Below are 21,769 nucleotides of genomic sequence, written 5' to 3'. Positions count from 1 at the left end.
CGGGTAGGCTGAGACAGCAGGTAAGGCAGAAACAGTCATCGGAACCGGATCAGCCAGATAAATTTGGCTGATCAGTTTTCTTTTTGGGGAGGAAATTGCACATGGCGGGCGAGCAGTACAGCGCCGAACGAGCGGGCAACCGACCGGCGCCCAGCGCGGAAGACACCACATCCATCAGTCTTCCACCGATGTCCGACTCCACGTCGGTGGAGCCGAAGCTGACCCCGGACGAGCGGGCTGCCGTCGCGGCGCTGCCCGCACGGTCAGCCCTGCTGATCGCCCACAGCGGCCCGAACGCCGGTGCACGCTTTTTGCTGGACCAGGACGTCACTACCGCCGGCCGGCATCCCAATGCCGACGTTTTCCTGGATGACGTCACCGTTTCGCGCAAGCATGTTGAGTTCCGCCGCACCCCCGAGGGATTCCGCGTGGTGGACTCCATGAGCCTGAACGGCACTTACGTGAACCATGACCGCGTGGACAGCGTGTTGCTGCGCACCGGCAGCGAAGTGCAGATCGGTAAATTCCGCCTCACTTTCTACGCCGCCCGCCCCGCATCTGCCGGACACTAGGCTCAGGCCCCGGCGTAGGGCAGATAAGGTAGTAGACATGTCAGCATCACAGTCCGTCAGGCGCACCACCGGACCGGAACGGCTGCGCGGCAGGGTGCTGAATATCGGCGAGGTCCTGAGCGAGCTAAGCGCCGATTTCCCCGCCATCAGTGCGTCCAAGATCCGTTTCCTCGAGGAAAAAGGGTTGGTGACGCCGCAGCGTACGGCCGCCGGTTACCGCAAGTACAGTACTGCCGACGTCGAACGCCTCCGTTTTGTCCTCGCACTGCAGCGCGACCAGTACCTGCCCCTGAAGGTCATCAAGGACTACCTGGACGCGATCGACCGCGGAGAGCGGCCTGAGTCCCTCCCCGGCGGTATGTCCCTGTCCCCGCGGGTCGTTTCGGACCAGCTGGCCGGAGAGCTTTCGGCACGCGTCCACGCCCGGACCCTGACGTTCAACGAACTCGTGCAGGAATCCGGAGCCAGCACCGAACTGGTGCACAGCCTGGCCAGCTACGGACTGATCAGCAGCGCCGATGAAACCTATGACGAGCATGCGCTGAAGGTTGCCAGGGCCTGCGTGCAGCTCGAGGCGCACGGCATCGAACCGCGTCACCTGCGTCCCTTCCGTGCCGCCGCCGACCGCGAACTCGGACTGGTCGAACGCGTGGTTGCCCCTGTTGCGTCCCGGCGCGACGTAGCTTCGAAGGCCCGTGCAGCTGAGACCGCCCGCGAGATCAGCGATCTGTGCCTGAGCCTGCACAGCGCCTTGGTGCACGGACAAATCGCACGGATGGAGGGCTGAGATGCAGGAAGTCGAAGTTGTTGGCGTGCGGATAGAGCTCCCGTCCAATCAGCCGCTGGTCCTGCTCAAGGAAATCAACGGTGAACGGCACCTGCCTATCTGGATCGGCGCCCCGGAAGCCAGTGCAATTGCCTTCGTGCAGCAGGGGATTGTCCCTCCGCGTCCCATGACGCACGACCTCCTGGTGAACCTGATCCATGCACTGAAGCGGGAAGTCACCCTCGTCCGGCTGATCTCCGTCGAAGACACCGTGTTCCACGCGGAAATCGTCTTCGAGGACGGAACAGCTGTGAATTCCCGTGCCTCCGACGCCATTGCCGTTGCCCTGCGGATTCCGTGCCCTATCTACTGCGCGGATGAGGTCCTCAACGAGGCCGGCGTCCGGATTGCAGACGCCGACCCCGACAACGAGGAAGAGCAGGACAACGCGGAGCAGGAGATGCGTCAGTTCCGGGAGTTCCTGGCCGACGTCGAGCCCGAAGACTTCGAGCGCTGACCGTCATTTACGCAGGTGCCTCCGACACGCCTGCGAAAAAGTACCCGGCATCTTTGACCTTGGTGCCCGACGGTTCTAACGTCGAAGAATAGAGTTCCCATTGCACCGGGGGAGTTCTCGGGGCACACTGAAGAAGCCCTGACAGCTCCGGCCCGTGCCGACCCCCAGGGAACCGTTACTAGGAGGCACACGTGAGTCCGAAAGGCGATGCCGGCGAACACGCCGTGGCACCGGGGAGCATCCCTTCCCACAGCGCCCAGGGCTTGCTGTTCACCGAGGATCTGCCGCTTCTCGACGAAGACGCAGGTTACCGTGGCCCCACTGCCTGCAAGGCTGCAGGGATAACTTACCGTCAGCTGGATTACTGGGCACGCACCGGGCTGGTGGAACCCGCCGTACGCGGTGCGGCCGGTTCCGGCACGCAGCGCCTCTATGGCTTCCGGGACATCCTGGTACTAAAGGTCGTCAAGCGTCTGCTGGACACCGGTGTATCGCTCCAGCAGATCCGCACCGCCGTTGAGCACCTGCGGGAACGCGGCGTCGAGGACCTGGCGCAGATCACCCTGATGAGCGACGGTGCCAGTGTCTACGAGTGCACTTCCGCCGACGAGGTCATCGACCTGGTGCAGGGCGGCCAGGGAGTCTTCGGCATCGCCGTCGGCCGGGTATGGCGAGAGGTTGAGGGAAGTCTTGCGCAGTTGCCCAGTGAGCACGTCAACGAGCAGGACTTTCCGGGGGATGAACTGAGCCAGCGTCGCGTCGCCCGCAAAATCAGCTAGTGCACGCTTCAAAAGGAAGGGCATCCCCGCGGGGATGCCCTTCCTTTTATCTGTCCGGCTGCCCGGCTGCCGACCGGGGTTATGCCACCGGCCGCCGCATCACGCGGTTACGCACGCTGCCGGAATCGGTCAGGTTCTTCATCAGGGCATCAAAGGTTCCGGCGGCCTGCTTGGCGGATTCGCCGGGCCAGTGGTGCACCGAGTGGGCGGCGCCCTGGATCTGCTGCCAGTTCGCCTGCTCCGCAATGGTGGGACTCAGCAGGAGTTCGCCGAACATCTGCCTCATTTCGGCAAGCCGGAAGACGTGCTCGTTGGAGCTGGGGCGCACCCGGTTGGCGATGATGCCTGCAGGTGCCAGATTGGGGGCGAATTCTTCGCGGAAGAGCTCGAGGGCGCGCATGGTCCGTTCGGTGCCGGCCACCGAGAACAGTCCGGGCTCGGCAACCAGCAGCACGCGGTTGCTGGCGGTCCAGGCCATGCGGGTAAGGCCGTTCAGTGACGGCGGGCAGTCGATGAGGACCAGTCCGTACCCGGAGACCCGCGACAGCAGGTTGGTCAGGCGCCGAAGATCGCGTTTGCCCAGATCCGGACGGTCGTAGATGCCGGAGTAGGCCGATCCCATGGCTACATCAAGTACGGGTTTCCTGCCGCCGGAATCCTTGGCAAGGCGGCGGGCGTTAGCCACCCAGCCGCTGGGAACCACGTGATCCGAAATCTGCGCGCGGCGGGCGGTCCGGAGCATCTCGCCGATTCCGAGCTGGTTGCCTGCGCTTACGCCCAGGCCGGTGGTGGCATCGGCATGCGGGTCCAGGTCCACGACGAGCGTCGGAATGCCTGCGGCCAGCGCGGCGGATGCCAGACCCAGGGTGACGGAGGTCTTGCCGACGCCGCCCTTCAGGCTGCTGATGCTCACTACTTGCACTTGTTGACCAAAACCTAACGTGTCTAGGGATCACTGGACGCTGCAGACTCATTCTATGTGACGCACACCCGTTACCTTGGCAGCGGGCTTTTGCAGGGGTGGCGATTAGACTGGTGCAAGTGTGATGTCCAACACGACCCCGCCGGGGTCCGCCCCCGGCGGGGTCCCGGTACGGCTTGGGGCTTGCCTCTTCTGCCGTGGGTAAATAATGGCGGTATCTGTCCGGGTGCCCCATCCGCAATTGATCCAGGAGACCCATGTTCTCGAAGATTTTGGTAGCGAACCGGGGCGAGATCGCCATTCGCGCCTTCCGCGCCGCCTATGAACTAGGCGCCAAGACCGTGGCCGTCTTTCCCCATGAGGACCGGAATTCCATCCACCGTCAGAAGGCCGACGAGGCCTACCTGATCGGGGAAGAGGGACATCCGGTCCGGGCGTATCTGGACGTGGACGAGATTATCCGGGTAGCCAAGGAATCCGGCTGTGACGCCATCTACCCCGGTTACGGATTCCTTTCCGAAAACGCGAACCTGGCGCGGGCTGCGGCCGACGCCGGCATCGCCTTCGTGGGTCCAGCGGCGGACATCCTTGAACTGGCCGGCCACAAGGTCCACGCCCTGAACGCGGCCCGGAAGGCAGGCATCCCGGTACTGCGCTCCACCGAGCCGAGCGCCGACGTCGAAAAGCTGCTCAGCGAGGCGGAGGACATTGGCTTCCCCATCTTCGTCAAGGCCGTTGCCGGCGGCGGCGGCCGCGGCATGCGGCGGGTCGACACCGCGGACAAGCTGCCCGAAGCGCTGCAGGCGGCCATGCGGGAGGCCGAAACGGCGTTTGGTGATGCCACCGTGTTCCTGGAACAGGCGGTTCTGCGTCCGCGGCACATCGAGGTGCAGATCCTGGCTGACGCCGAAGGCAACATCGTGCACCTGTTCGAACGGGACTGCTCGCTGCAGCGCCGCCACCAGAAGGTAGTGGAAATAGCGCCGGCGCCCAACCTGGACGAGAACATCCGCCAGGCCCTGTACCGGGACGCGGTGAAGTTTGCGAAAGCCCTGAACTACGTCAACGCGGGAACCGTGGAGTTCCTCGTGGACACGGTCGGCGAACGCGCCGGCCAGCACGTCTTCATTGAGATGAACCCCCGTGTCCAGGTGGAACACACCGTCACCGAGGAGATCACCGACGTCGACATTGTCCAGTCCCAGCTGCGGATCGCAGCCGGAGAGACCCTGGCGGACCTGGGCCTGCAGCAGGATGAACTGCAGATCCGCGGCGCCGCCCTCCAGTGCCGCATCACCACCGAGGACCCGGCGAACGGCTTCCGGCCCGACGTCGGGCGGATCACCGCCTACCGTTCCGCCGGCGGCGCGGGCGTCCGGCTCGACGGCGGCACCGTGTACGCAGGTGCCGAAATCAGTCCGCACTTTGACTCTCTGCTCGTCAAGCTGACCTGCCGCGGGCGGACGTATCCGATAGCAGTCAACCGTGCCCGCCGGGCGCTGGCCGAGTTCCGCATCCGCGGCGTCGCCACCAATATTTCCTTCCTGCAGGCCGTCCTTGACGATCCGGACTTCGTTGCCGGCGACGTAGCCACCTCGTTTATCGAGGAGCGCCCCGAGCTGCTCAATGCCCGCGGCTCCGCTGACCGCGGTACGAAGCTGCTCAACTGGCTGGCCGATGTCACCGTCAATAAGCCCTACGGCGATCCCGTCGCGCACATTGACCCGGCCGAGAAGCTTCCCGCCGGCCTTCCCGAAGTCGCGCCGGGCTCGCGGCAGCGGCTGCTGGAACTCGGCCCGGAGGGCTTCGCCGCCGACCTGCGGCAGCGCACCGAACTGGCCGTCACCGACACGACCTTCCGCGACGCCCACCAGTCCCTGCTGGCTACCCGGGTCCGGACCAGGGACCTAACCGCAGCCGCACCGGCGGTGGCAGCACTGACGCCGGAACTGCTCTCCGTGGAGGCCTGGGGCGGTGCCACCTACGACGTCGCCCTGCGATTCCTGGGCGAAGACCCGTGGGAGCGGCTCGCCGCCCTCCGGCACCAGCTGCCCAATGTCTGCATTCAGATGCTGCTCCGCGGACGGAACACCGTGGGCTACACGCCGTACCCCACCGAAGTCACCGAGGCCTTTGTGGAGGAAGCCGCGTCCACCGGCGTCGATATCTTCCGCATCTTCGACGCGCTGAACGATGTTTCGCAGATGGAGCCGGCCATCCGGGCCGTCCGCAGGACGGGCACCGCCGTGGCTGAAGTGGCCCTCTGTTACACCGGCGACATGCTCAATCCGAAAGAGGATCTCTACACGCTGGACTACTACCTGGAGCTGGCGCAGAAGATGGTGGACGCCGGAGCCCACATCCTGGCCATCAAGGACATGGCCGGCCTGCTGAGGCCCACGGCGGCTGCCAAGCTGGTTGCCGCGCTGCGGGAGCGCTTCGACCTGCCCGTCCACCTGCACACGCATGACACCGCGGGCGGTCAGCTGGCGACCCTGCTGGCCGCTGCCGAGGCGGGAGTGGACGCAGTGGACGTAGCCAGTGCACCGTTGGCCGGTACCACCAGCCAGCCGTCTATGTCCTCGCTGGTCGCTGCGCTGACCAACACCGAACGGGATACCGGGATCAGCCTGGACGCCGTGGGGGCGTTGGAGCCCTACTGGGAGGCTGTGCGGCGTGTGTACGCACCGTTCGAATCAGGGCTGGCCGGTCCCACCGGCCGTGTCTACCGGCACGAAATCCCCGGCGGCCAGCTTTCCAATCTGCGCCAGCAGGCCATCGCACTGGGCCTGGGGGAGCGTTTCGAAGCCATCGAGGACATGTACACCGCCGCGGACCGGATCCTGGGCCGCCTGGTGAAGGTCACGCCGTCGTCGAAGGTCGTAGGCGACCTCGCCCTCCAGCTCGTCGGCTCCAATGTCTCCCCGGAGGACTTCGAAGAAAACCCGCAGGACTACGACATCCCGGATTCGGTGATCGGCTTCCTCAGCGGTGAACTCGGCGACCCGCCCGGAGGCTGGCCGGAGCCCTTCCGGACCAAGGCGCTGCAGGGCCGCAAGATCAAAGCCCGCGACGTCGAACTGTCCGAAGTGGACAAGGCCGGCCTGCATGCGGATTCCGCCACCCGGCAGGAAACCCTGAACCGGCTGCTCTTCGCCGGCCCCGCCAAGGAATTCGCGACCGTCCGGGAAACCTACGGTGACGTCTCGGTACTCGAAACCCGTGACTACTTGTACGGACTGCGCCGCGGGGAAGAACACGTCATTGAACTCGAAAAGGGCGTGAAGCTGATCGCTGCCCTGGATGCGGTGTCCGAGCCGGATGAAAAGGGCATGCGGACGGTAATGACCACCCTGAACGGGCAGATGCGGCCGGTCTCGGTCCGGGACCGCAGCATCGAAAGCACCACCAAGTCGGCGGAAAGGGCGGATCCGACCGAACCCGGGCACGTTGCGGCTCCGTTTGCCGGTGCCGTCACCGTCACCGCCAAGGAGGGGGCAGAGGTTGCCGCCGGAGAGACCGTCGCCACGATCGAAGCGATGAAGATGGAGGCCTCCATCACCGCACCGATCGCCGGAACCGTGGAACGGGTCGCCATCTCCCGGGTGGAACAGGTCCAGGGCGGAGACCTGCTGCTGGTTATTGCCCCGAAATGAGACCCGGAAGATGGGTGCGGAAGATGACTGCATAGACTGAAGAGGTGACTCACTTCGATCTGGCCATCATTGGTTCCGGCTCCGGCAACTCGCTCATCACCCCGGACTGGGACGGCAAAAAGGTAGCGATCATCGACGGCGGCACGTTCGGGGGAACGTGCCTGAACGTCGGGTGCATCCCTACCAAGATGTTCGTCTACCCCGCCCAGCTCGCTGCCGCCGCGGTGGACGGCGTACGGCTGGGTGTGGACACGGTGTCCGCGGGGGTCCGGTGGCGCGATATCCGGGACCGGATCTTCACGCGCATCGACGCCATTTCCGAAGGCGGGCGCCGCTACCGGGACGAGGAACTGGAGAACGTCACGCTGTTCAGCGAATACGCGCGCTTCGACTCGCCGCATTCGCTGGTGACGGCGTTGGGTAAGAAGATCACGGCCGACGAGATCGTCGTCGCCGCCGGATCCCGTCCGGTCCTGCCGGATATTCCGGGAATCGACCTTCCCCAGGTCCACACCTCCGACACGGTGATGCGCATCGATGAGCTGCCGGCAAGGGTGCTGATCATCGGGGGCGGGTACATTGCTGCGGAGTTCGGGTTTGTCTTCTCCGCTTTCGGTTCCGATGTCACCCTGGCCGTGCGCTCGGGAGCGTTGCTTCGGTCCCTGGACGAAACCCTGTCCGAGCGCTTTACCGCCGAAGCCTCCAAGCAGTGGAACCTGCAGCTGGACACCACCGTGGATTCACTGATGGAAAACGCCGACGGCTCGGTCCATGCCGTGCTCTCCGGACCGGCAGGAGAGTCGGCGCTGGACGTGGACCTCGTGCTCGTCGCAACCGGCCGAACGCCCAACACCGACCGTCTGGACGTCGCAGCGGCAGGCCTGGACCTGACCCCGGACGGACGCCTGGCCGTAGACGCTTTCGGCAGGGTCCTTGCCTCCGGCGTGCCGGCACAGGGAATCTGGGCGCTGGGCGACATCAGCAGCCCCTACCAGCTCAAGCATGTGGCCAATCACGAGGCCCGGGTCGTGGCGCATAACCTGGTGCATCCCGGGGACCTTCGCGCCATGGACCACCGCTTCGTGCCCGCAGCCGTCTTCAGCAGCCCGCAGATTGCCAGCGTCGGGATGACCGAGGACGAGGCGGTCGCGGATACGGAAGCCCGCGGCGTCGAACTCGCCCTGGCAGTGCAGGAGTACGGTTCGACGGCCTACGGCTGGGCAATGGAGGATTCCACCGGGTTCGTAAAACTGCTGGCGGAGAAGGAAAGCGGCCGGCTGCTCGGCGCCCACATCATGGGCCATGAGGCGTCCATGCTGATCCAGCCCCTGGTACAGGCGATGGAATTCGGGTTGGACGCCGCCACCATGGCCCGGGGCCAGTACTGGATCCACCCGGCACTGACAGAGGTGGTTGAAAACGCGCTGCTCTCACTGAAGACAAAGGAAAAGCCGGGCCGGAACCGCCTCTAGGCGAGGCAGCTCCGACCCGGCAGGTGCGGGGAATCAGACGTGCTGCCCGCTGTAGATGTCGTCAATGACGTCCGAGAAGTCCCGCAGCACCTGGGCGCGCTTGATTTTCATGGAGGGTGTCAGGTGTCCGCTGGTCTCGGTGAAGTCGGTCGGGACTACGCGGAACTTCTTGATCGCCTCTGCGGAGGAAACCTTTTTGTTGGCGCGGTCCACCAGGGCCTGAAGCTCCTGCTGCAGCTCGTCGGTCTTGGCAACTTCGGTTACCGTCATGGTGGCAGGCAGCTTGTGCCGGCCCAGCCAACCCGGCAGTGCTTCTTCATCCAGGGTGATCAGTGCCGAGATGAACGGCTTGGCATCTCCGACCACCACGCACTGGGAAACGATGGAATCGGCACGGATGGAGTCCTCCAGCTGCGAGGGAACAACGTTCTTTCCGCCGGCCGTGATGATGATTTCCTTCTTGCGGCCGGTGATCTTCAGGAAACCGTCGGCGTCCAGTTCACCGATGTCGCCGGTATGGAACCAGCCGTCGGTGAACGTTTCGTCCTTGAGATCGGGGCGGTTGTAGTAGCCCTTCATCACGCTGATGCCCTTGGCCAGGATCTCGCCGTCGTCGGCGATCTTCACGCTGTTCCCCGGCAGGGGCGCTCCCACAGTGCCGAGCTTGACCAGCTGCGGAGTGTTGGTGGTCAGCGGGGCGGTGGTCTCAGTCAGGCCGTAGCCTTCGAGCACCAGCAGCCCGATGCCGTGGAAGAAATGTCCCAGCCGCTCCCCGAGGGGAGCGCCGCCGGAGACGGCGTAGTCCACGTTGCCGCCCATGGCTTCACGGATCTTTCCGTACAGCAGGCGGTCGAAGAGGGCATGCTTCAGGGTCAGGGACAGCGGTACCTTGCCCTCCTGCTTGGCCTTCGACCAGGCAACTGCCGTAGCGACGCCGGCGGAGAAGATCTTGCCCTTGCCGCCGTCTTCGGCTTTCAGCATGGAAGCATTGAAGACCTTCTCCAACACACGCGGAACCACCAGGATGAAGGTGGGCTTGAAGCTCTGCAGGTCCGGGAGGAGGTTCTTGACATCGGGGGTGTGCGCCACCGTGGCACCGGTCGCCACGCACAGCACGGAGATGAAGCGGGCCAGGACATGGGCCAGGGGCAGGAACATGATCGTCTGCGAGCCTTCGCGGGCCACCTCGGGCTCGGCCAGTTCGGAGTTGCGGGACACATCGACGAAGTTGGCGTGCGTCAGTTCGCAGCCCTTGGGCTTGCCGGTGGTTCCGGAGGTGTAAATGATGGTCGCCAGGTCCGCCATCACGGCTGAAGTGCGGCGTTTCTCGAGATCTTCATCACTGACCGGGGCGCCCGCGGTGCGTAGTTGGTCCAGGCCTCCGCCTTCGATCTGCCAGACATTGGCGACCATGGAGAGGTCTTCATCTGCTGCGGCGGTGCGGACAATGTTTTCATGCCGGGCTGCCTCCACCACAATGCCGACAGCACCGGAATCGCTGAGGATCCAGGCGACCTGGGAAGGGGAGGAAGTCTCATAGACGGGGACGGGTACGGCGCCGGCGAACCAGAGTGCAAAGTCCACGAGCGTCCATTCGTACCGGGTCCGGGACATGATGGCTACGCGGTCGCCTGCCTTGACACCGCTGGCCATGAAGCCCTTCGCCAGTGCGCGGACGTCCTTGGTGAACTCCGTGGCTTTGATCCGTTCCCATTCACCCTGGCCGTTCCGGATGGCAAAGAGAGCAGGGTTGCTGGGCTTGGCTGCCTGGTCGAGCAGCATATTGGTGATGTTCGTCTGCGGCGGGGACTCCGCTAGGACGGGAACGCTGAATTCTCGCACGATAGCTCCTTTGATATCCGGTAGGCCCGTAGGCACTGTTCAGCCTATAACGTAGATCACATTTCTGTACCCGCGGGTAACCTTGCGGATAGATAACGAACGCGTCGCTGCTCTTGCCGTTTCCCTAGAATAGGTTTCTGATGCGTCCAGTAACCCCAGCACCCGTTCCCCGCCCCCTTTCCACCCCGGTCCAGCGCCGGCTTGCCGCCACCGAGCCGTTCCGGACCCGCAGGCCCATGAGGCTGCCGAACCGGATGCGTCGCCGCGGCCTGGCCATCGGTATCGATATCGGCGGGACAAAAGTGGCGGCGGGACTGGTGGACGGCGACGGACGCGTGCTGAAGCAGGCACGCCGTTCGACGCCGGGGCAGGATCCGCGGGAGGTCGAAGCCGTCATTGTGGACCTGGTGCGGGAACTTTCGGAGGAACACCATGTCTGGTCCGTCGGAATCGGGGCGGCAGGATGGATGGACCTCGCCGGCAGCACCGTGCTGTTCAGCCCGCATCTGGCCTGGCGCAACGAACCCCTCCGCGAAAACCTGGAGCGGCTGCTGCGCCGGCGTGTCTTCCTGGTCAACGACGCCGACGGCGCGGCCTGGGCCGAATACCGGTTTGGAGCCGGCGCGGGGGAGAGCAGGATGGTCTGCGTAACCCTCGGAACCGGAATCGGCGGAGCGATGGTGCTCGACGGCCGCCTTGAGCGCGGCCGGTACGGCGTGGCGGGGGAGTTCGGGCACCAGATCATCATGCCCGGCGGGCACCGCTGCGAATGCGGCAACCGCGGCTGCTGGGAACAGTACGCCTCGGGGAACGCCCTGGGCCGGGAGGCACGGGAGCTGGCCGCAGCCAATTCGCCGGTGGCCCAGGAACTGCTCCGGGCAGCGAACGGCAATGCGGATCAGGTGACCGGCGCCGTGGTTACCCGTCTGGCCCTCGACGGCGATCCGGCCTCCATCGAACTGCTTGACGAAGTCGGGCAGTGGCTGGGGCTTGGGCTGGCGAACCTGGCCGCCGCCCTGGACCCGGGAATGTTCGTTATCGGCGGCGGACTGAGCGATGCCGGTGACCTGCTGCTCTTACCGGCGCGGCGGTCCTTTGCCCGTAACCTCACCGGACGGGGCTTCCGCCCCGCGGCCGGAATGGAGCGCGCGGCACTGGGTCCGGCGGCTGGAATGATCGGGGCCGCGGACTTGTCGAGGATCGCGGCACGCCGCTGAGCCCCGGCGCCCGCGGGGAAGGGAACGGAACCTAGACGGCCGCGCCGTCGTCGCCCTCATCGCGGTGCTGCGGTAGCCGGAAAAGCAGATAGGCAGCGGAGGCGGCAAAGACGGTGATGGTTCCCAAAACGACGGCCAGCGGAGCGCTGCGCCAGAACATGGCGAACACCAGGAGCAGCAGCGGTCCGGCAAGCGTACCCAGCCAACTGAGCACCACCAACGGTTCCCCCGTGCCGAGCGGCGGCGGTTCGGGCGGCACGAACCCGCCGTCGTCCTCTTCCCCGGTGGCATAGTCCCGGGGCCCTGCTCCCGCCAGCGGCTGGTTTTCGAAGATCGCCCGGGTCCGTTCGGCCGGCGTCGGTGCCGCCCGATCGGAGGACGGTCCTGCTTCTCCTGCTTCCCCGGTTCCGGGTGCATCTCCTGATGCATCCGGCGCTGAGCTGTCCGGGACGCCGCCGGGAGGGTCCGCCTCCGGACGAACCGGTTCGCTGGCATCCATGTGCTCCAGCCGGGCAACCAGGTCAAGCCAGACTTCCTCGTCGGTGGACTCGTTATGTTCCGGCTCGCGTTCGCTCATGCCCGCACCTCGGCGCTCACGCGCTGGATGAACTCATGTGAGCGGTCAAAGATCAGCGGTGCATCGTGGTCCATGGTGGCCACGTGGTAGCTGTTTTCGAGCGCTACCACCTCAAGGTCTGCGTTGACGAGCCGGCGGCGGAGTACTTCCATGCTTGATTCCGGCACCACTGCGTCCACCTGGGAACGGAACGCCAGCACGGGGGCGGTAACAGCGGGCAGGGAAGCGGCAGTATCCCGGAAGAGCCTGCCGAGCTGCTGCACGGCGCCCACCGGGGTCCGGGGGTAGGCGCCCTCGTCCTGGCCTTCGAGCCGGATGTCATTGCCGATGGCGGGAACCGATTTCAGGAAGTACTTCAGCACAACGGAATAGCGGGCACGGGGGTCGGCGAACGTCAGGCCGGGATTAACGACGGCGACGCCGGCCACCGGCTGTCTCGCCGCGAGGCGCAGCGCCAACGCCCCGCCCATGGACAGACCCCCTGCAACAACGCATTCCGTCCGTTCCCTCAGGCCTAAGTAGGCGCCCTCATATTCCTCGTACCAGCGCTGCCACGGCGTCCGTGCCAATTCCTGCCAGCTCGTCCCGTGGCCCGGCAGCAGCGGCAGGCTCACGGCGTAACCACGGTCGGCAAGATGGCGGGCCCAGGCCGCAAGGCTCACAGGAGATCCGGTGAAGCCGTGGCTGAGAAGCACGCCTACGCCCGCGTTGGGACCGTGCCCCTCTGAGAAGAAGGCATCGGCGCCGGGAAGGGAAGTCATATGTCTATGGTTGCATTAGAGGCCGCTTTTTGGACCCCGCACGGAGGAAACTATCGGCAGGCACAGTACGCGCCAAATTCACCAGCGGGGAAAAGCGCGCATACAGTAGAGTCTGGGGAACCAAACGGGTCCCTAGTTATTGTCTTGTCCGAACAGGAGATCAAGCCGCGTGTTCTATTGGGTGATGAAGACGATATTCATCGGGCCGGTGGTAAATCTTCTCTTCAGGCCTTGGGTCAAGGGAATGGACAACATCCCCGACTCCGGACCTGCCGTCCTGGTGAGCAATCACCTGTCGTTCTCCGATTCGATCTTCCTTCCGCTGGCCGTGCCCCGGCCGGTGAGCTTCCTCGCGAAGAGTGATTACTTCAACGGCAAAGGCATCAAAGGCAAGCTAACGGCGACCTTCTTCCGCCTCGCCAACCAGCTGCCCATGGACCGTTCCGGCGGGGCAGCGTCCGCCAGCTCGCTCAAGGCCGGCGTTGACGTCCTGGAGAACGGCGGGCTGCTGGGCATTTACCCCGAAGGCACGCGCAGCCCGGACGGCCGCCTGTACCGCGGCAAGACCGGCGTGGCCAAGCTGGTGCTTTCGACCGGTGTTCCGGTCATTCCCGTGGCGATGATCGGAACAGACAAAGTCCAGCCGATCGGCCGGCGGATCCCCAATATCCGCCGGATCGGCATCATCGTAGGTGAACCGCTGGATTTCTCGCGGTACGCCGGGCTGGAAAATGACCGGTTCATCCAGCGGTCCGTCACCGACGAGATCATGTATGAACTCATGCGGCTTTCCGGCCAGGAATATGTGGACGTGTACGCCAGCACAGTCAAGGAGAAGCTGGCAGCAGGCAAAGGCGTAAAGGCAGCACAGGCCCGCGGCGCGGCCGTGCGGCTTTCCGCCGACTCAGGAGCGGTGCCGCGGGAGGGCGCGGCACCGCCCTCCGAAGCAGGCGGCAAGCTGCCCGGCACCGTTACCGTCATCGGTTCGGCGGCGGCAAAGGGCGCGGGAACAGCACCGAAACCGGCAGCGGCTGACGCTCCCGGCGCGGAGCCCGACGCCGGAACCAGGCGCCGTCGGAAGTTCCGGATGCCCGGGACCAACGGAGCACGCGCGGCCGGCAACGCCAAGGACAACGGCAGCCGTCCGGCAGCCTCCAATGACCGCGACGAAGACCCGCGTTCCCACACGGCCTAGGTCCCAGGGCCGCGCAGCCGGGCCAGTGTTGGGTGCCCGGGACCCGATTATGACGGCATTGCCTGCTCCCCGAGGGCACCAAGTACGCTTAAACCGTGACTGACACTCCCGTACACCGCGAGTCCATTCCCACCACCCTCTCCGGAGCGGCGGCGACTTCCGCGAGCCACCCCGAGCTGGACAACTGGCGTTCCCTGCCGATCTCCCAGCAGCCGTCCTGGCGGGACGATCCCGGATACGACGCGGCCATTGCCGAACTCTCGATGGTGCCGCCGCTGGTTTTCGCGGGTGAAGTGGATGTGCTCCGGACCCGCTTGGCCGAGGCCGCGCAGGGCCGTGCCGTCCTCCTGCAGGGCGGCGACTGCGCCGAGACCTTCGAAGCGGCCTCCGCGGACAAGATCAGTGCCCGGGTCCGGACGCTGCTGCAGATGGCAGTGGTCCTGACGTACGGTGCGTCTGTCCCGGTGATCAAAATGGGCCGGATGGCCGGCCAGTTTGCCAAGCCGCGCTCGTCCAACGATGAAACCCGGAACGGTGTGACTCTGCCTGCCTACCGCGGCGACATGGTCAACGGCTATGACTTCACGCCCGAGTCCCGCCGTCACGACCCGGCACGGATGGTCCGCGCCTACCATACGTCGGCGTCCACGCTCAACCTGATCCGCGCCTTCACCCAGGGCGGCTTCGCCGACCTTCGGCTGGTGCACCACTGGAACAAGGGATTCACCTCCAATCCCGCGCACTCCCGCTATGAATCCCTGGCCCGCGAAATTGACCGCGCCGTACGCTTCATGGACGCCTGCGGTGCTGATTTCGAAGCCTTGAAGCGGGTTGAGTTTTTCGCCAGCCACGAGGCATTGCTCCTGGACTACGAACGTGCCCTGACCCGGGTGGATTCCCGGACCGGGCTGCCGTACGACACCTCGGGGCACTTCCTGTGGATCGGGGAACGTACCCGGGACCTCGATTCCGCACACGTGGACTTCCTGTCCCGGGTGCGCAACCCCATCGGCGTGAAACTGGGACCGAAAACCAGCGCGGAAGACGCCCTTGCCCTGATTGACAAGCTGGACCCGAACCGGGAACCCGGGCGCCTGACCTTCATTACCCGGATGGGTGCCCGCAACATCCGCGAGGTGCTTCCCTCCCTGGTGGAGAAGGTAACCGCCTCGGGCGCCCAGGTGCTCTGGGTTACGGACCCCATGCACGGGAATACCGTCACGTCCCCCAACGGCTACAAGACCCGCAACTTCGACGACGTGATGGACGAAGTGCGGGGCTTCTTCGAAGTACACGATTCGCTGGGCACCTTCCCCGGGGGACTGCACGTGGAGATGACGGGCGACGACGTCGCGGAGTGCCTGGGCGGCGCGGATCCGGTTGACCAGGAGGCCTTCGTGGAAGGCTACGAATCCGTCTGCGACCCGCGGTTGAACCATATGCAGTCCCTGGAGATGGCGTTCCTGGTAGCAGGAGCCCTGTCCCGCCGGAGCTGACCAGGCGGGCAGCCCCGGCGGCTACACCACCTTCAGGATGACGGTGGAGCCCTCCGGGGCCGTTCCGGCGCCCGGCTCCTGATCCCGGACCAAACCCAGCAGTCCGCCCAGCAGGTTCTCCACCTCCACGGTGAACCCCCGGCTTTCCAGGTCCGCCCGAGCCGTATCGGCACGCTGGCCCACGTAGTTCGGGACCTCTTCCATCCGCGGACCGAGGGAGATGGTCAGCGTGACCGTCTGTCCCCGCTCCAGCAGGCCGGAGGCCGGCGTCTGGGCGACAACCGAGCCGGCGGGAACGGAAGCGCTGTGCACCTTTTCCCCGGCGACGGCAGGCGTCAGTCCGGCGGCCTCAACGGCCTTCACGGCGGCGTCCTCGCCGAGCCCGGTGACCGCGGGGACCTCAACCGGCGCGGGACCCCTGGAAACCGTGACATCCACCGGGGCGCCCAGCCGCAGAAGCGTATCGGGCAGCGGCTGCTGGCTGATGATGGTGCCCGCCGCAATGCTTTCGCTGTATTCCTCGGTGACTGCGCCGAGCGTGAGCTCCGCCTCCTGAAGATCCGTGCCGGCGGCTTCCACCGTCCGCTGGACCACGTTAGGCACGGAGAAAAGCTGCGGTCCCTTGGAAACGAGCAGCGTCACCGGCCGGAAGCGGCGGATCTCGCGGGTTGCGGCGGGATCGGTGCCCACAGCCAGTCCGGCGGCAACCACTTCGTCAAAGACCTCGTCGGTGGTGTAGCTCAGTCCGGCGTCGCCCAGCTGCGTGCCGGCTTCTTCGACGGAAACGTTGCTCACATCCGGCACGGAAACAAGGGCTCCGGGTCCGGCGCCGAAGAACCAGCCGGCGAAGGCAACTGCCGCGAGCAGTACCGTCAGCAGCACTGCCAGCAGGATGCCGCGGCGGCGGGGCTTGCCGCTGCGCAGCGACATCTGCGGGCGATGGGCTTCACGGTCGTCCTGCCGCAGGCGGTCCCGTTCGTCCCGCTTGGCCAGCCGCCGCCGCGCGCCGGGGCTGAGGTCGCGGCCGTCGTCGTCGTACCCGTCGGCGTCATAGTCATCGTCTGCGTCGTCGTCAGCGTCGTCTCCGTCGCCGCCGTACCTGTCCGTGTCGCCGCCCGCCGGGCGGCTCCCGGCAGGCAGCACCGTGGTGGCATTGTCGCCGCGGCGGATGACCTCGGTGGCGTTACTCCCCGCACCGTCCGGGCGCAGGGCCGAGGTATCGATGACGCTGGTAGCGGCACCGGCGGCGGTGAGGACCTGCGTGGCTGAGGATAAGGCCTCCGTGGGCGCCCCGGCGGCAGCGGCCCCGCTGTCCGGGTCAGGCGTGCAGCGGAAATCAAGCTCGGCGTCGGTCAGGGAGGTGCGGATATGGCGCAGCTCACCCAGCAGGGCACGGCCGTTGACCGGGCGCTCCTCGGGGTCCTTCGCCGTGCACCAGCCCACCAGCTCGTCCAGATCCTCTGCCAGTCCGGGGCAGAGGGCCGAAGGGGCGGGAACCGAGGAGTGGACGTGTGCGAAAGCAACCTGGATGGGGGAGTCTCCGGTAAAGGGCTGGCGACCGGTGAGCATTTCGTAAAGCATGATCCCGGCCGAGTAGACGTCGCTGCGTTCGTCGGCGCCGCCGGCGGTCACCAGCTCGGGTGCGAGATAGGCGACGGTACCGACCAGGGTTCCGGTGTTCGTGCTGGTGGACACGGCGCGGGCCAGTCCGAAGTCCGCTATCTTGATCCGCCCGTTGTCCGCGAGGAGCACGTTTTCCGGCTTTACGTCACGGTGGACCAGCCCGGCGTCGTGCGCTGCGGCAAGTCCTTCGACCACTGCGTCCATCAGCGCCAGTGCCAGGCGCGGCGAAAGCGGACCGCGCTCGTCCAGCAGTCCGCGCAGGGTCCGGCCGGGCACATACTCCATCACGAGATAGGCCAGGCTATCGGTGATGCCCTGGTCCAAGACACCCACCACGTGCGGGTGGGAGAGCCGTGCAGCCGATTTGGCTTCACTTTCGAAACGACGAAGGAATCCACGGTCCGCTGCCAGGTGCGGATACAGCACCTTCAACGCGACATCGCGGTCCAGGCGGCGGTCGGTAGCGAGGTAAACACTGGACATCCCGCCGCGCGCGACCAGGGACCTGACGAAGTAACGGTCGTCTACCAGCGTCTCAACGAGGGAGTCTTTCACGGGCTCATGCACTCTTTGATCCTAATGGCGGTACGCAGAAGGGTCCGGATCGACACCCGATCCGGACCCTTTCACACACTCATCGAATGTTGTTACTGGAAGGACGCCCGGTGCGCGAGGACAGAGCTCACGTAGGCGCGGGTGTCCGCGAACATGCCGTGGGTGGTCACCGAGTACTGGCCCTGGTAGTAGGAAGCAATCGCGGTTTCCAGGCTGTCGCTGCTGCGGATCAGCGCACTGATGATGGCTACGCCGGCCGTTGCGTTGTCATAGGGGTCCAGCAGGTTCAACTGCCGGCCGACAAGCTGCGATGCCCATTCCCCGGAGGAGGGGATGACCTGCATGGTGCCGATGGCGTTGGCAGGGGAGACGGCCCGCTGATCGAAACCGGATTCCTGGAGGGCAAACGCCTGTGCCAGGGCGGGATCAACACCCATCTGCACCGCGGTGTCGGCGACGATCTGCTGCATCTGTGCACGGCCGGGAACGGGCAGTGAGTTAAGCGTCTGCTTGTTGCGGTTGGCGTCGGCCACCGTGTGCTCGGGGTAGGTGTAGTGCAGGAAAGTATTGGGAACCAGATCGGTGGGTGCGGACACTATGGGAGCGGAGGCCGCGATACTTACGGTGCTGCCGTCGACGTTGAGCTTCTGGCCGGGGCGGAGGATCGAGGTCTGCGACAGGCCGTTGGAGGCCATCACGCCGGAGAGGCTAACGCCGTGTTTTGCGGCGATGGCGCTGAGCGTATCGCCGGAGACAACGGTGTACGTGCTGCCCGTGGCGCCCTGGTCGCCGGCAGGAGCGGAAGGCGTCGCTGCGGGGGCCTTTCCGTCGATGCGGACGGACTGGCCCGGGTAGATGACGGAGGTCAGGGTCAGGCCGTTGGCCGCAAGAATGCTGGAGAGGCTGACGCCGTGCTTCGCGGCGATGGCGCTCAGGGTATCGCCGGAGACCACTGTGTAGGTGCCTGCACCTGCCCCGGGAGCAGCGGCTGCGGCAGCACCGGCGGGCGCGGACGCCCCGCCGAGACGGAGGTCGTCCCCGGCGAAGATCAGCGACGACGGCTGCAGGTTGTTGACGCGCAGCAGTTCCGTCACGGAAAGTCCGTACCGTGCCGCAATGGAGCTGACCGTGTCACCGGAAACAATCCGGTGCGTGGCGGGAGCGGCGGACTCGGCCGGCAGGGTCGCGGGAACCTGGGTGGCCAGCTGCGAAGCGGCAACTCCGGTGTCCGCAGTAACGTTCAGGTTCTTGAGGGCCTGCAGCGGGAGCTGGGGGAAAAGCGTGTTCTGGGGCGCGGCGGGAGCGGCGGCAGCCGGCTCGGCAAGGGCCAGGGCGGACATCATCACTGCGGGAATGGCAGCGGTCGTCACGGCAACACTCAGCTTGCGCGGCATTCCGGTAGCACCGGGACGCGCCGAGGGCGTTCCCGTCGTCGACTGAGCGTTCATATGGTGGTGTTTCCTCATCTGTAATGGCCGCGGCCGTTACCGCAAATCCTGGGGATTAAAAACAAGTAATGGGACGGGTGTTACTTCTGTTGTTTGAGTGACCCTTGTGATGGTAGTTACTCATGTGACTTTAGGTACTCATGTGAATTTACACTAAGCGAGGACAGGCACAATACCTGAGTACGTTTTTTTGCGTTTCAGTTCTGTTGCCAAACGGCAAAGTGGCCGGGGCAACCCCGGACGTGGCACCCTTGAAGGGTGAATGAACTCGAGGAACTCGTTTCCGACTGGCTGACCCTGCCCGATGTGGCTGAACAACTTGATCTCCCTATTAACAAGGTGCATAGCCTGCTGGAGGAGCGCGCCCTTGTGGCTGTGCGCCTCGGCGAGCGGAAGATCCGCAGCATCCCTGCTGCCTTTATCGCTGACGGTTCCGTGCTGGACAGCCTGAAGGGCACCATCTCCGTGCTCGACGACGCGGGCTACCACGACGACGAAATGATCCGCTGGCTCTTCACCGCCGACGACACCCTTCCGGGCCGTCCCGTGGACGCTCTCCGTGAAGGGCGCAAGACGGAGATCCGCCGCCGTGCCCAGGCCCTGGGCTGGTAACAAAGCCTGACACAGCACCTGAAACGAAAGAGCTGCCCGTCTCCGGACGGGCAGCTCTTTCGTTTTAGGAGGCGCACGGTACGGTGCGCCGGAGGTGCCTATGCGCTGCGTTTGACGGCCGAGTGGGCCAGGGCGTCAAGGGCAGCGCGGGGAACGTCGTCCAGCGGGAGCGCGGCCAGCGCCGAAAAGGCCGCTTCCGTATGACGTGAGATAAGTTCCTCCGTGGCAGCCAGGGCCCCCGTGTCGAGGATGATGCCGCGCAGGCGGGCCACGCCGTCGTCGTCCAGCTGCGGATCGCCGAGCCGGGCCGTAATCTCTTTCCGGTCGCCCTCGCTGCCGGCGGACAGGGCGTACGCCACCAGGACCGTGCGCTTGCCTTCGCGCAGATCGTCGCCCGCCGGCTTGCCCGTGGTCTGCGGATCTCCGAACACACCCAGTACGTCGTCCCGCAGCTGGAAGGCCTCGCCGAGAGGCAGGGAGAAGCGGGAATAACCGGCCAGGAGATCTGCCTCCGCGCCGGCCAGCGCCCCGCCGAGGGTTACGGGATGCTCCGTGGTGTACTTCGCTGCCTTGTAACGGAGGATATTCAGCGCCCGGACGACTGCATGTTCCGGATCGTGGCCGGGGCCGACTACCTCTTCGAGGATGTCAAGGTACTGCCCGGCCATCACCTCTGTGCGCATCCGGTTGAAGATCCGCCGGGCTTCGGTGCCGTGGGCTGCCCGCGGCCCCACGGCGGAGAACATTTCCTCGCTGAGGGAAAGGCAGAGGTCACCGGCAAGAATGCCTGCGGATGAGCCGAAATGCGATCCGTCCAGGTGCCAGTTGGAGTCCGCGTGCGCCATCGAGAACGTGCGGTGCACGCTTGGCCCGCCCCGGCGGGTGTCGGACCGGTCAATGATGTCGTCATGGATCAGGGCGGCGCTCTGGAACAGTTCCAGTGCGACGCCGGCCCGCACGGCTTCCGGGTGCAGGGGAGTTCCTCCGGCGCCGCGCCAGCCCCAGTAAGCGAGAAGGGCGCGCAGCCGCTTGCCCCCGCGTGCGAGGTTGTGGACGGCGTCCAGCAGGGGCAGTGCCTCGCGGGATACCTCGGAAAGCACTGCCTGCTGGAGTGCCAGGAAATCCTCGAGTTCCGTGCCCAGCAGGCTGCGGTATGCCGACTGTTCTTCCTGTGCGGATTCGGCGGGGGTAACCGGCACTGCTATTTCGCCGATTCTGCGAGGATCGTAGCGCCGACAGTCACCGTGGCCGGCCCGCCGTCCGCGGTTATCGCCGTGATGTTCACGGTTTCGGGTCCGCCGGGGCCGTTGCGGAGGTAGTCGCGCGAAGAAGGCGAACCCGCGGCTGCTTCAGTTGCAGCGAACCCCTGGGCAACGAGCCTGGCGTCGTAGAAGGCGAGGATCTCGGCGGCGGGTGCATCGGAGGACTCCACCAGTACTGCGGTGAGCATGCCGTTCGCCCGGTCAACGGTGCTGGAGAGGATCTCCGAGCCGTCCATCACCGGAATGAGTCCGGACGGGAACCCCTCGGCGAGGGCAACGGGCGACGCCGTGGGGGTGGGGGATCCGGCAGCTCCGGAATCAGGGGCTGACGCGGCCGGCGAAACGGGCGGGGACGGGGAATCTCCGTCCGCCCCGGCGCCGGTGGAGCATCCGGCGGCCGCCAGGATCAGGGCCGCGGCAGAGAGCAAGGTCTTTTTCATGGGTTCCGCTTCGATGGGGGGCAGGGTCCTGCCACCCAGTCTAGGCGAACCGGAAAC

Annotated in this window: 17 protein-coding genes and 1 pseudogene; 10 read left to right on the top strand and 8 right to left on the bottom strand. The window is 65.7% G+C overall.

Annotated elements, in window-relative coordinates; translation table 11 throughout:
- The first annotated feature begins 101 nt into the window (after nt 1-101).
- The 4 genes from LOC60_RS15575 to LOC60_RS15560 all read left to right on the top strand — a co-directional run bounded on the left by LOC60_RS15575 (nt 102) and on the right by LOC60_RS15560 (nt 2,634).
- Nucleotides 102-572, top strand: coding sequence for an FHA domain-containing protein (locus LOC60_RS15575; RefSeq protein ID WP_230026584.1), 471 nt, complete (start codon nt 102-104; stop codon nt 570-572).
- Nucleotides 573-609: 37 nt separating this feature from the next.
- Entirely contained in the window at nt 610-1,359 is a 750-nt protein-coding gene (gene ftsR / locus LOC60_RS15570; protein WP_230026582.1) for a transcriptional regulator FtsR, read from the top strand.
- A 1-nt stretch (nt 1,360) separates the two neighbouring features.
- Nucleotides 1,361-1,855, top strand: coding sequence for a bifunctional nuclease family protein (locus LOC60_RS15565; protein ID WP_230026580.1), 495 nt, complete (start codon nt 1,361-1,363; stop codon nt 1,853-1,855).
- A gap of 191 nt (nt 1,856-2,046) precedes the next feature.
- Complete coding sequence (locus LOC60_RS15560) at nt 2,047-2,634, top strand: MerR family transcriptional regulator (RefSeq protein ID WP_331460844.1); 588 nt, start codon at nt 2,047-2,049, stop codon at nt 2,632-2,634.
- 79 nt (nt 2,635-2,713) lie between these two features.
- Here the strand turns inward: LOC60_RS15560 and LOC60_RS15555 are convergent, their stop codons facing one another.
- Nucleotides 2,714-3,556, bottom strand: a complete 843-nt coding sequence (locus LOC60_RS15555; RefSeq protein WP_230026578.1) for a ParA family protein — start codon at nt 3,554-3,556, stop codon at nt 2,714-2,716.
- 257 nt (nt 3,557-3,813) lie between these two features.
- On the opposite strand from LOC60_RS15555, the gene LOC60_RS15550 reads away from it, so the two are divergent.
- Complete coding sequence (locus tag LOC60_RS15550; protein WP_230026576.1) at nt 3,814-7,212, top strand: pyruvate carboxylase; 3,399 nt, start codon at nt 3,814-3,816, stop codon at nt 7,210-7,212.
- 44 nt (nt 7,213-7,256) lie between these two features.
- Nucleotides 7,257-8,684 carry a mycothione reductase gene (locus tag LOC60_RS15545; RefSeq protein ID WP_230026574.1) on the top strand — a complete coding sequence of 476 codons (1,428 nt, stop codon included), beginning with the start codon at nt 7,257-7,259 and terminating at the stop codon, nt 8,682-8,684.
- A gap of 33 nt (nt 8,685-8,717) precedes the next feature.
- Here LOC60_RS15545 and LOC60_RS15540 read toward each other — a convergent pair whose 3' ends face one another.
- On the bottom strand, nt 8,718-10,526 hold the full coding sequence (locus LOC60_RS15540) for an AMP-dependent synthetase/ligase (RefSeq protein ID WP_230026572.1): 1,809 nt from the start codon (nt 10,524-10,526) through the stop codon (nt 8,718-8,720).
- A gap of 236 nt (nt 10,527-10,762) precedes the next feature.
- On the opposite strand from LOC60_RS15540, the gene LOC60_RS15535 reads away from it, so the two are divergent.
- The gene (locus LOC60_RS15535) at nt 10,763-11,743 is read left to right on the top strand and encodes an ROK family glucokinase (RefSeq protein ID WP_230026645.1); all 981 of its coding nucleotides are present in this window, start codon (nt 10,763-10,765) and stop codon (nt 11,741-11,743) included.
- 31 nt (nt 11,744-11,774) lie between these two features.
- Here LOC60_RS15535 and LOC60_RS15530 read toward each other — a convergent pair whose 3' ends face one another.
- Nucleotides 11,775-12,320 (bottom strand): hypothetical protein, encoded by a 546-nt coding sequence (locus LOC60_RS15530; RefSeq protein WP_230026570.1) that lies wholly within the window; start codon nt 12,318-12,320, stop codon nt 11,775-11,777.
- On the bottom strand, nt 12,317-13,081 hold the full coding sequence (locus LOC60_RS15525) for an alpha/beta hydrolase (protein ID WP_230026568.1): 765 nt from the start codon (nt 13,079-13,081) through the stop codon (nt 12,317-12,319). Before LOC60_RS15525 ends, LOC60_RS15530 begins: the two co-directional genes overlap by 4 nt.
- 169 nt (nt 13,082-13,250) lie before the next feature.
- Between LOC60_RS15525 and LOC60_RS15520 the strand changes: the two are divergent.
- Together LOC60_RS15520 and LOC60_RS15515 are read left to right on the top strand one after the other, a co-directional pair.
- A pseudogene (locus tag LOC60_RS15520) lies at nt 13,251-13,982 on the top strand (lysophospholipid acyltransferase family protein); the annotation flags it as partial.
- A gap of 419 nt (nt 13,983-14,401) precedes the next feature.
- Nucleotides 14,402-15,772, top strand: coding sequence for a class II 3-deoxy-7-phosphoheptulonate synthase (locus LOC60_RS15515; RefSeq protein ID WP_230026644.1), 1,371 nt, complete (start codon nt 14,402-14,404; stop codon nt 15,770-15,772).
- A 21-nt stretch (nt 15,773-15,793) separates the two neighbouring features.
- On the opposite strand, the gene LOC60_RS15510 is transcribed toward LOC60_RS15515, so the two are convergent.
- On the bottom strand, nt 15,794-17,950 hold the full coding sequence (locus tag LOC60_RS15510; RefSeq protein ID WP_230026566.1) for a Stk1 family PASTA domain-containing Ser/Thr kinase: 2,157 nt from the start codon (nt 17,948-17,950) through the stop codon (nt 15,794-15,796).
- Nucleotides 17,951-18,042: 92 nt separating this feature from the next.
- Nucleotides 18,043-19,398, bottom strand: coding sequence for a lytic transglycosylase domain-containing protein (locus LOC60_RS15505; protein WP_230026564.1), 1,356 nt, complete (start codon nt 19,396-19,398; stop codon nt 18,043-18,045).
- 258 nt (nt 19,399-19,656) lie between these two features.
- Here LOC60_RS15505 and LOC60_RS15500 point away from each other — a divergent pair, with 258 nt between their 5' ends.
- Nucleotides 19,657-20,010, top strand: a complete 354-nt coding sequence (locus LOC60_RS15500) for an Rv2175c family DNA-binding protein (protein ID WP_230026562.1) — start codon at nt 19,657-19,659, stop codon at nt 20,008-20,010.
- A 98-nt stretch (nt 20,011-20,108) separates the two neighbouring features.
- Here the strand turns inward: LOC60_RS15500 and LOC60_RS15495 are convergent, their stop codons facing one another.
- On the bottom strand, nt 20,109-21,209 hold the full coding sequence (locus tag LOC60_RS15495) for a polyprenyl synthetase family protein (protein ID WP_230026560.1): 1,101 nt from the start codon (nt 21,207-21,209) through the stop codon (nt 20,109-20,111).
- Nucleotides 21,210-21,211: 2 nt separating this feature from the next.
- Entirely contained in the window at nt 21,212-21,712 is a 501-nt protein-coding gene (locus LOC60_RS15490) for a hypothetical protein (protein ID WP_230026558.1), read from the bottom strand.
- Nucleotides 21,713-21,769: the final 57 nt, after the last annotated feature.

The organism is Arthrobacter sp. zg-Y769, assembly GCF_020907405.1.
Taxonomy (GTDB): Bacteria; Actinomycetota; Actinomycetes; order Actinomycetales; family Micrococcaceae; genus Arthrobacter_B.
The sequence above is the reverse complement of the archived record's forward strand: the minus strand, read 5'-3'. Positions and strand labels throughout refer to the sequence as shown.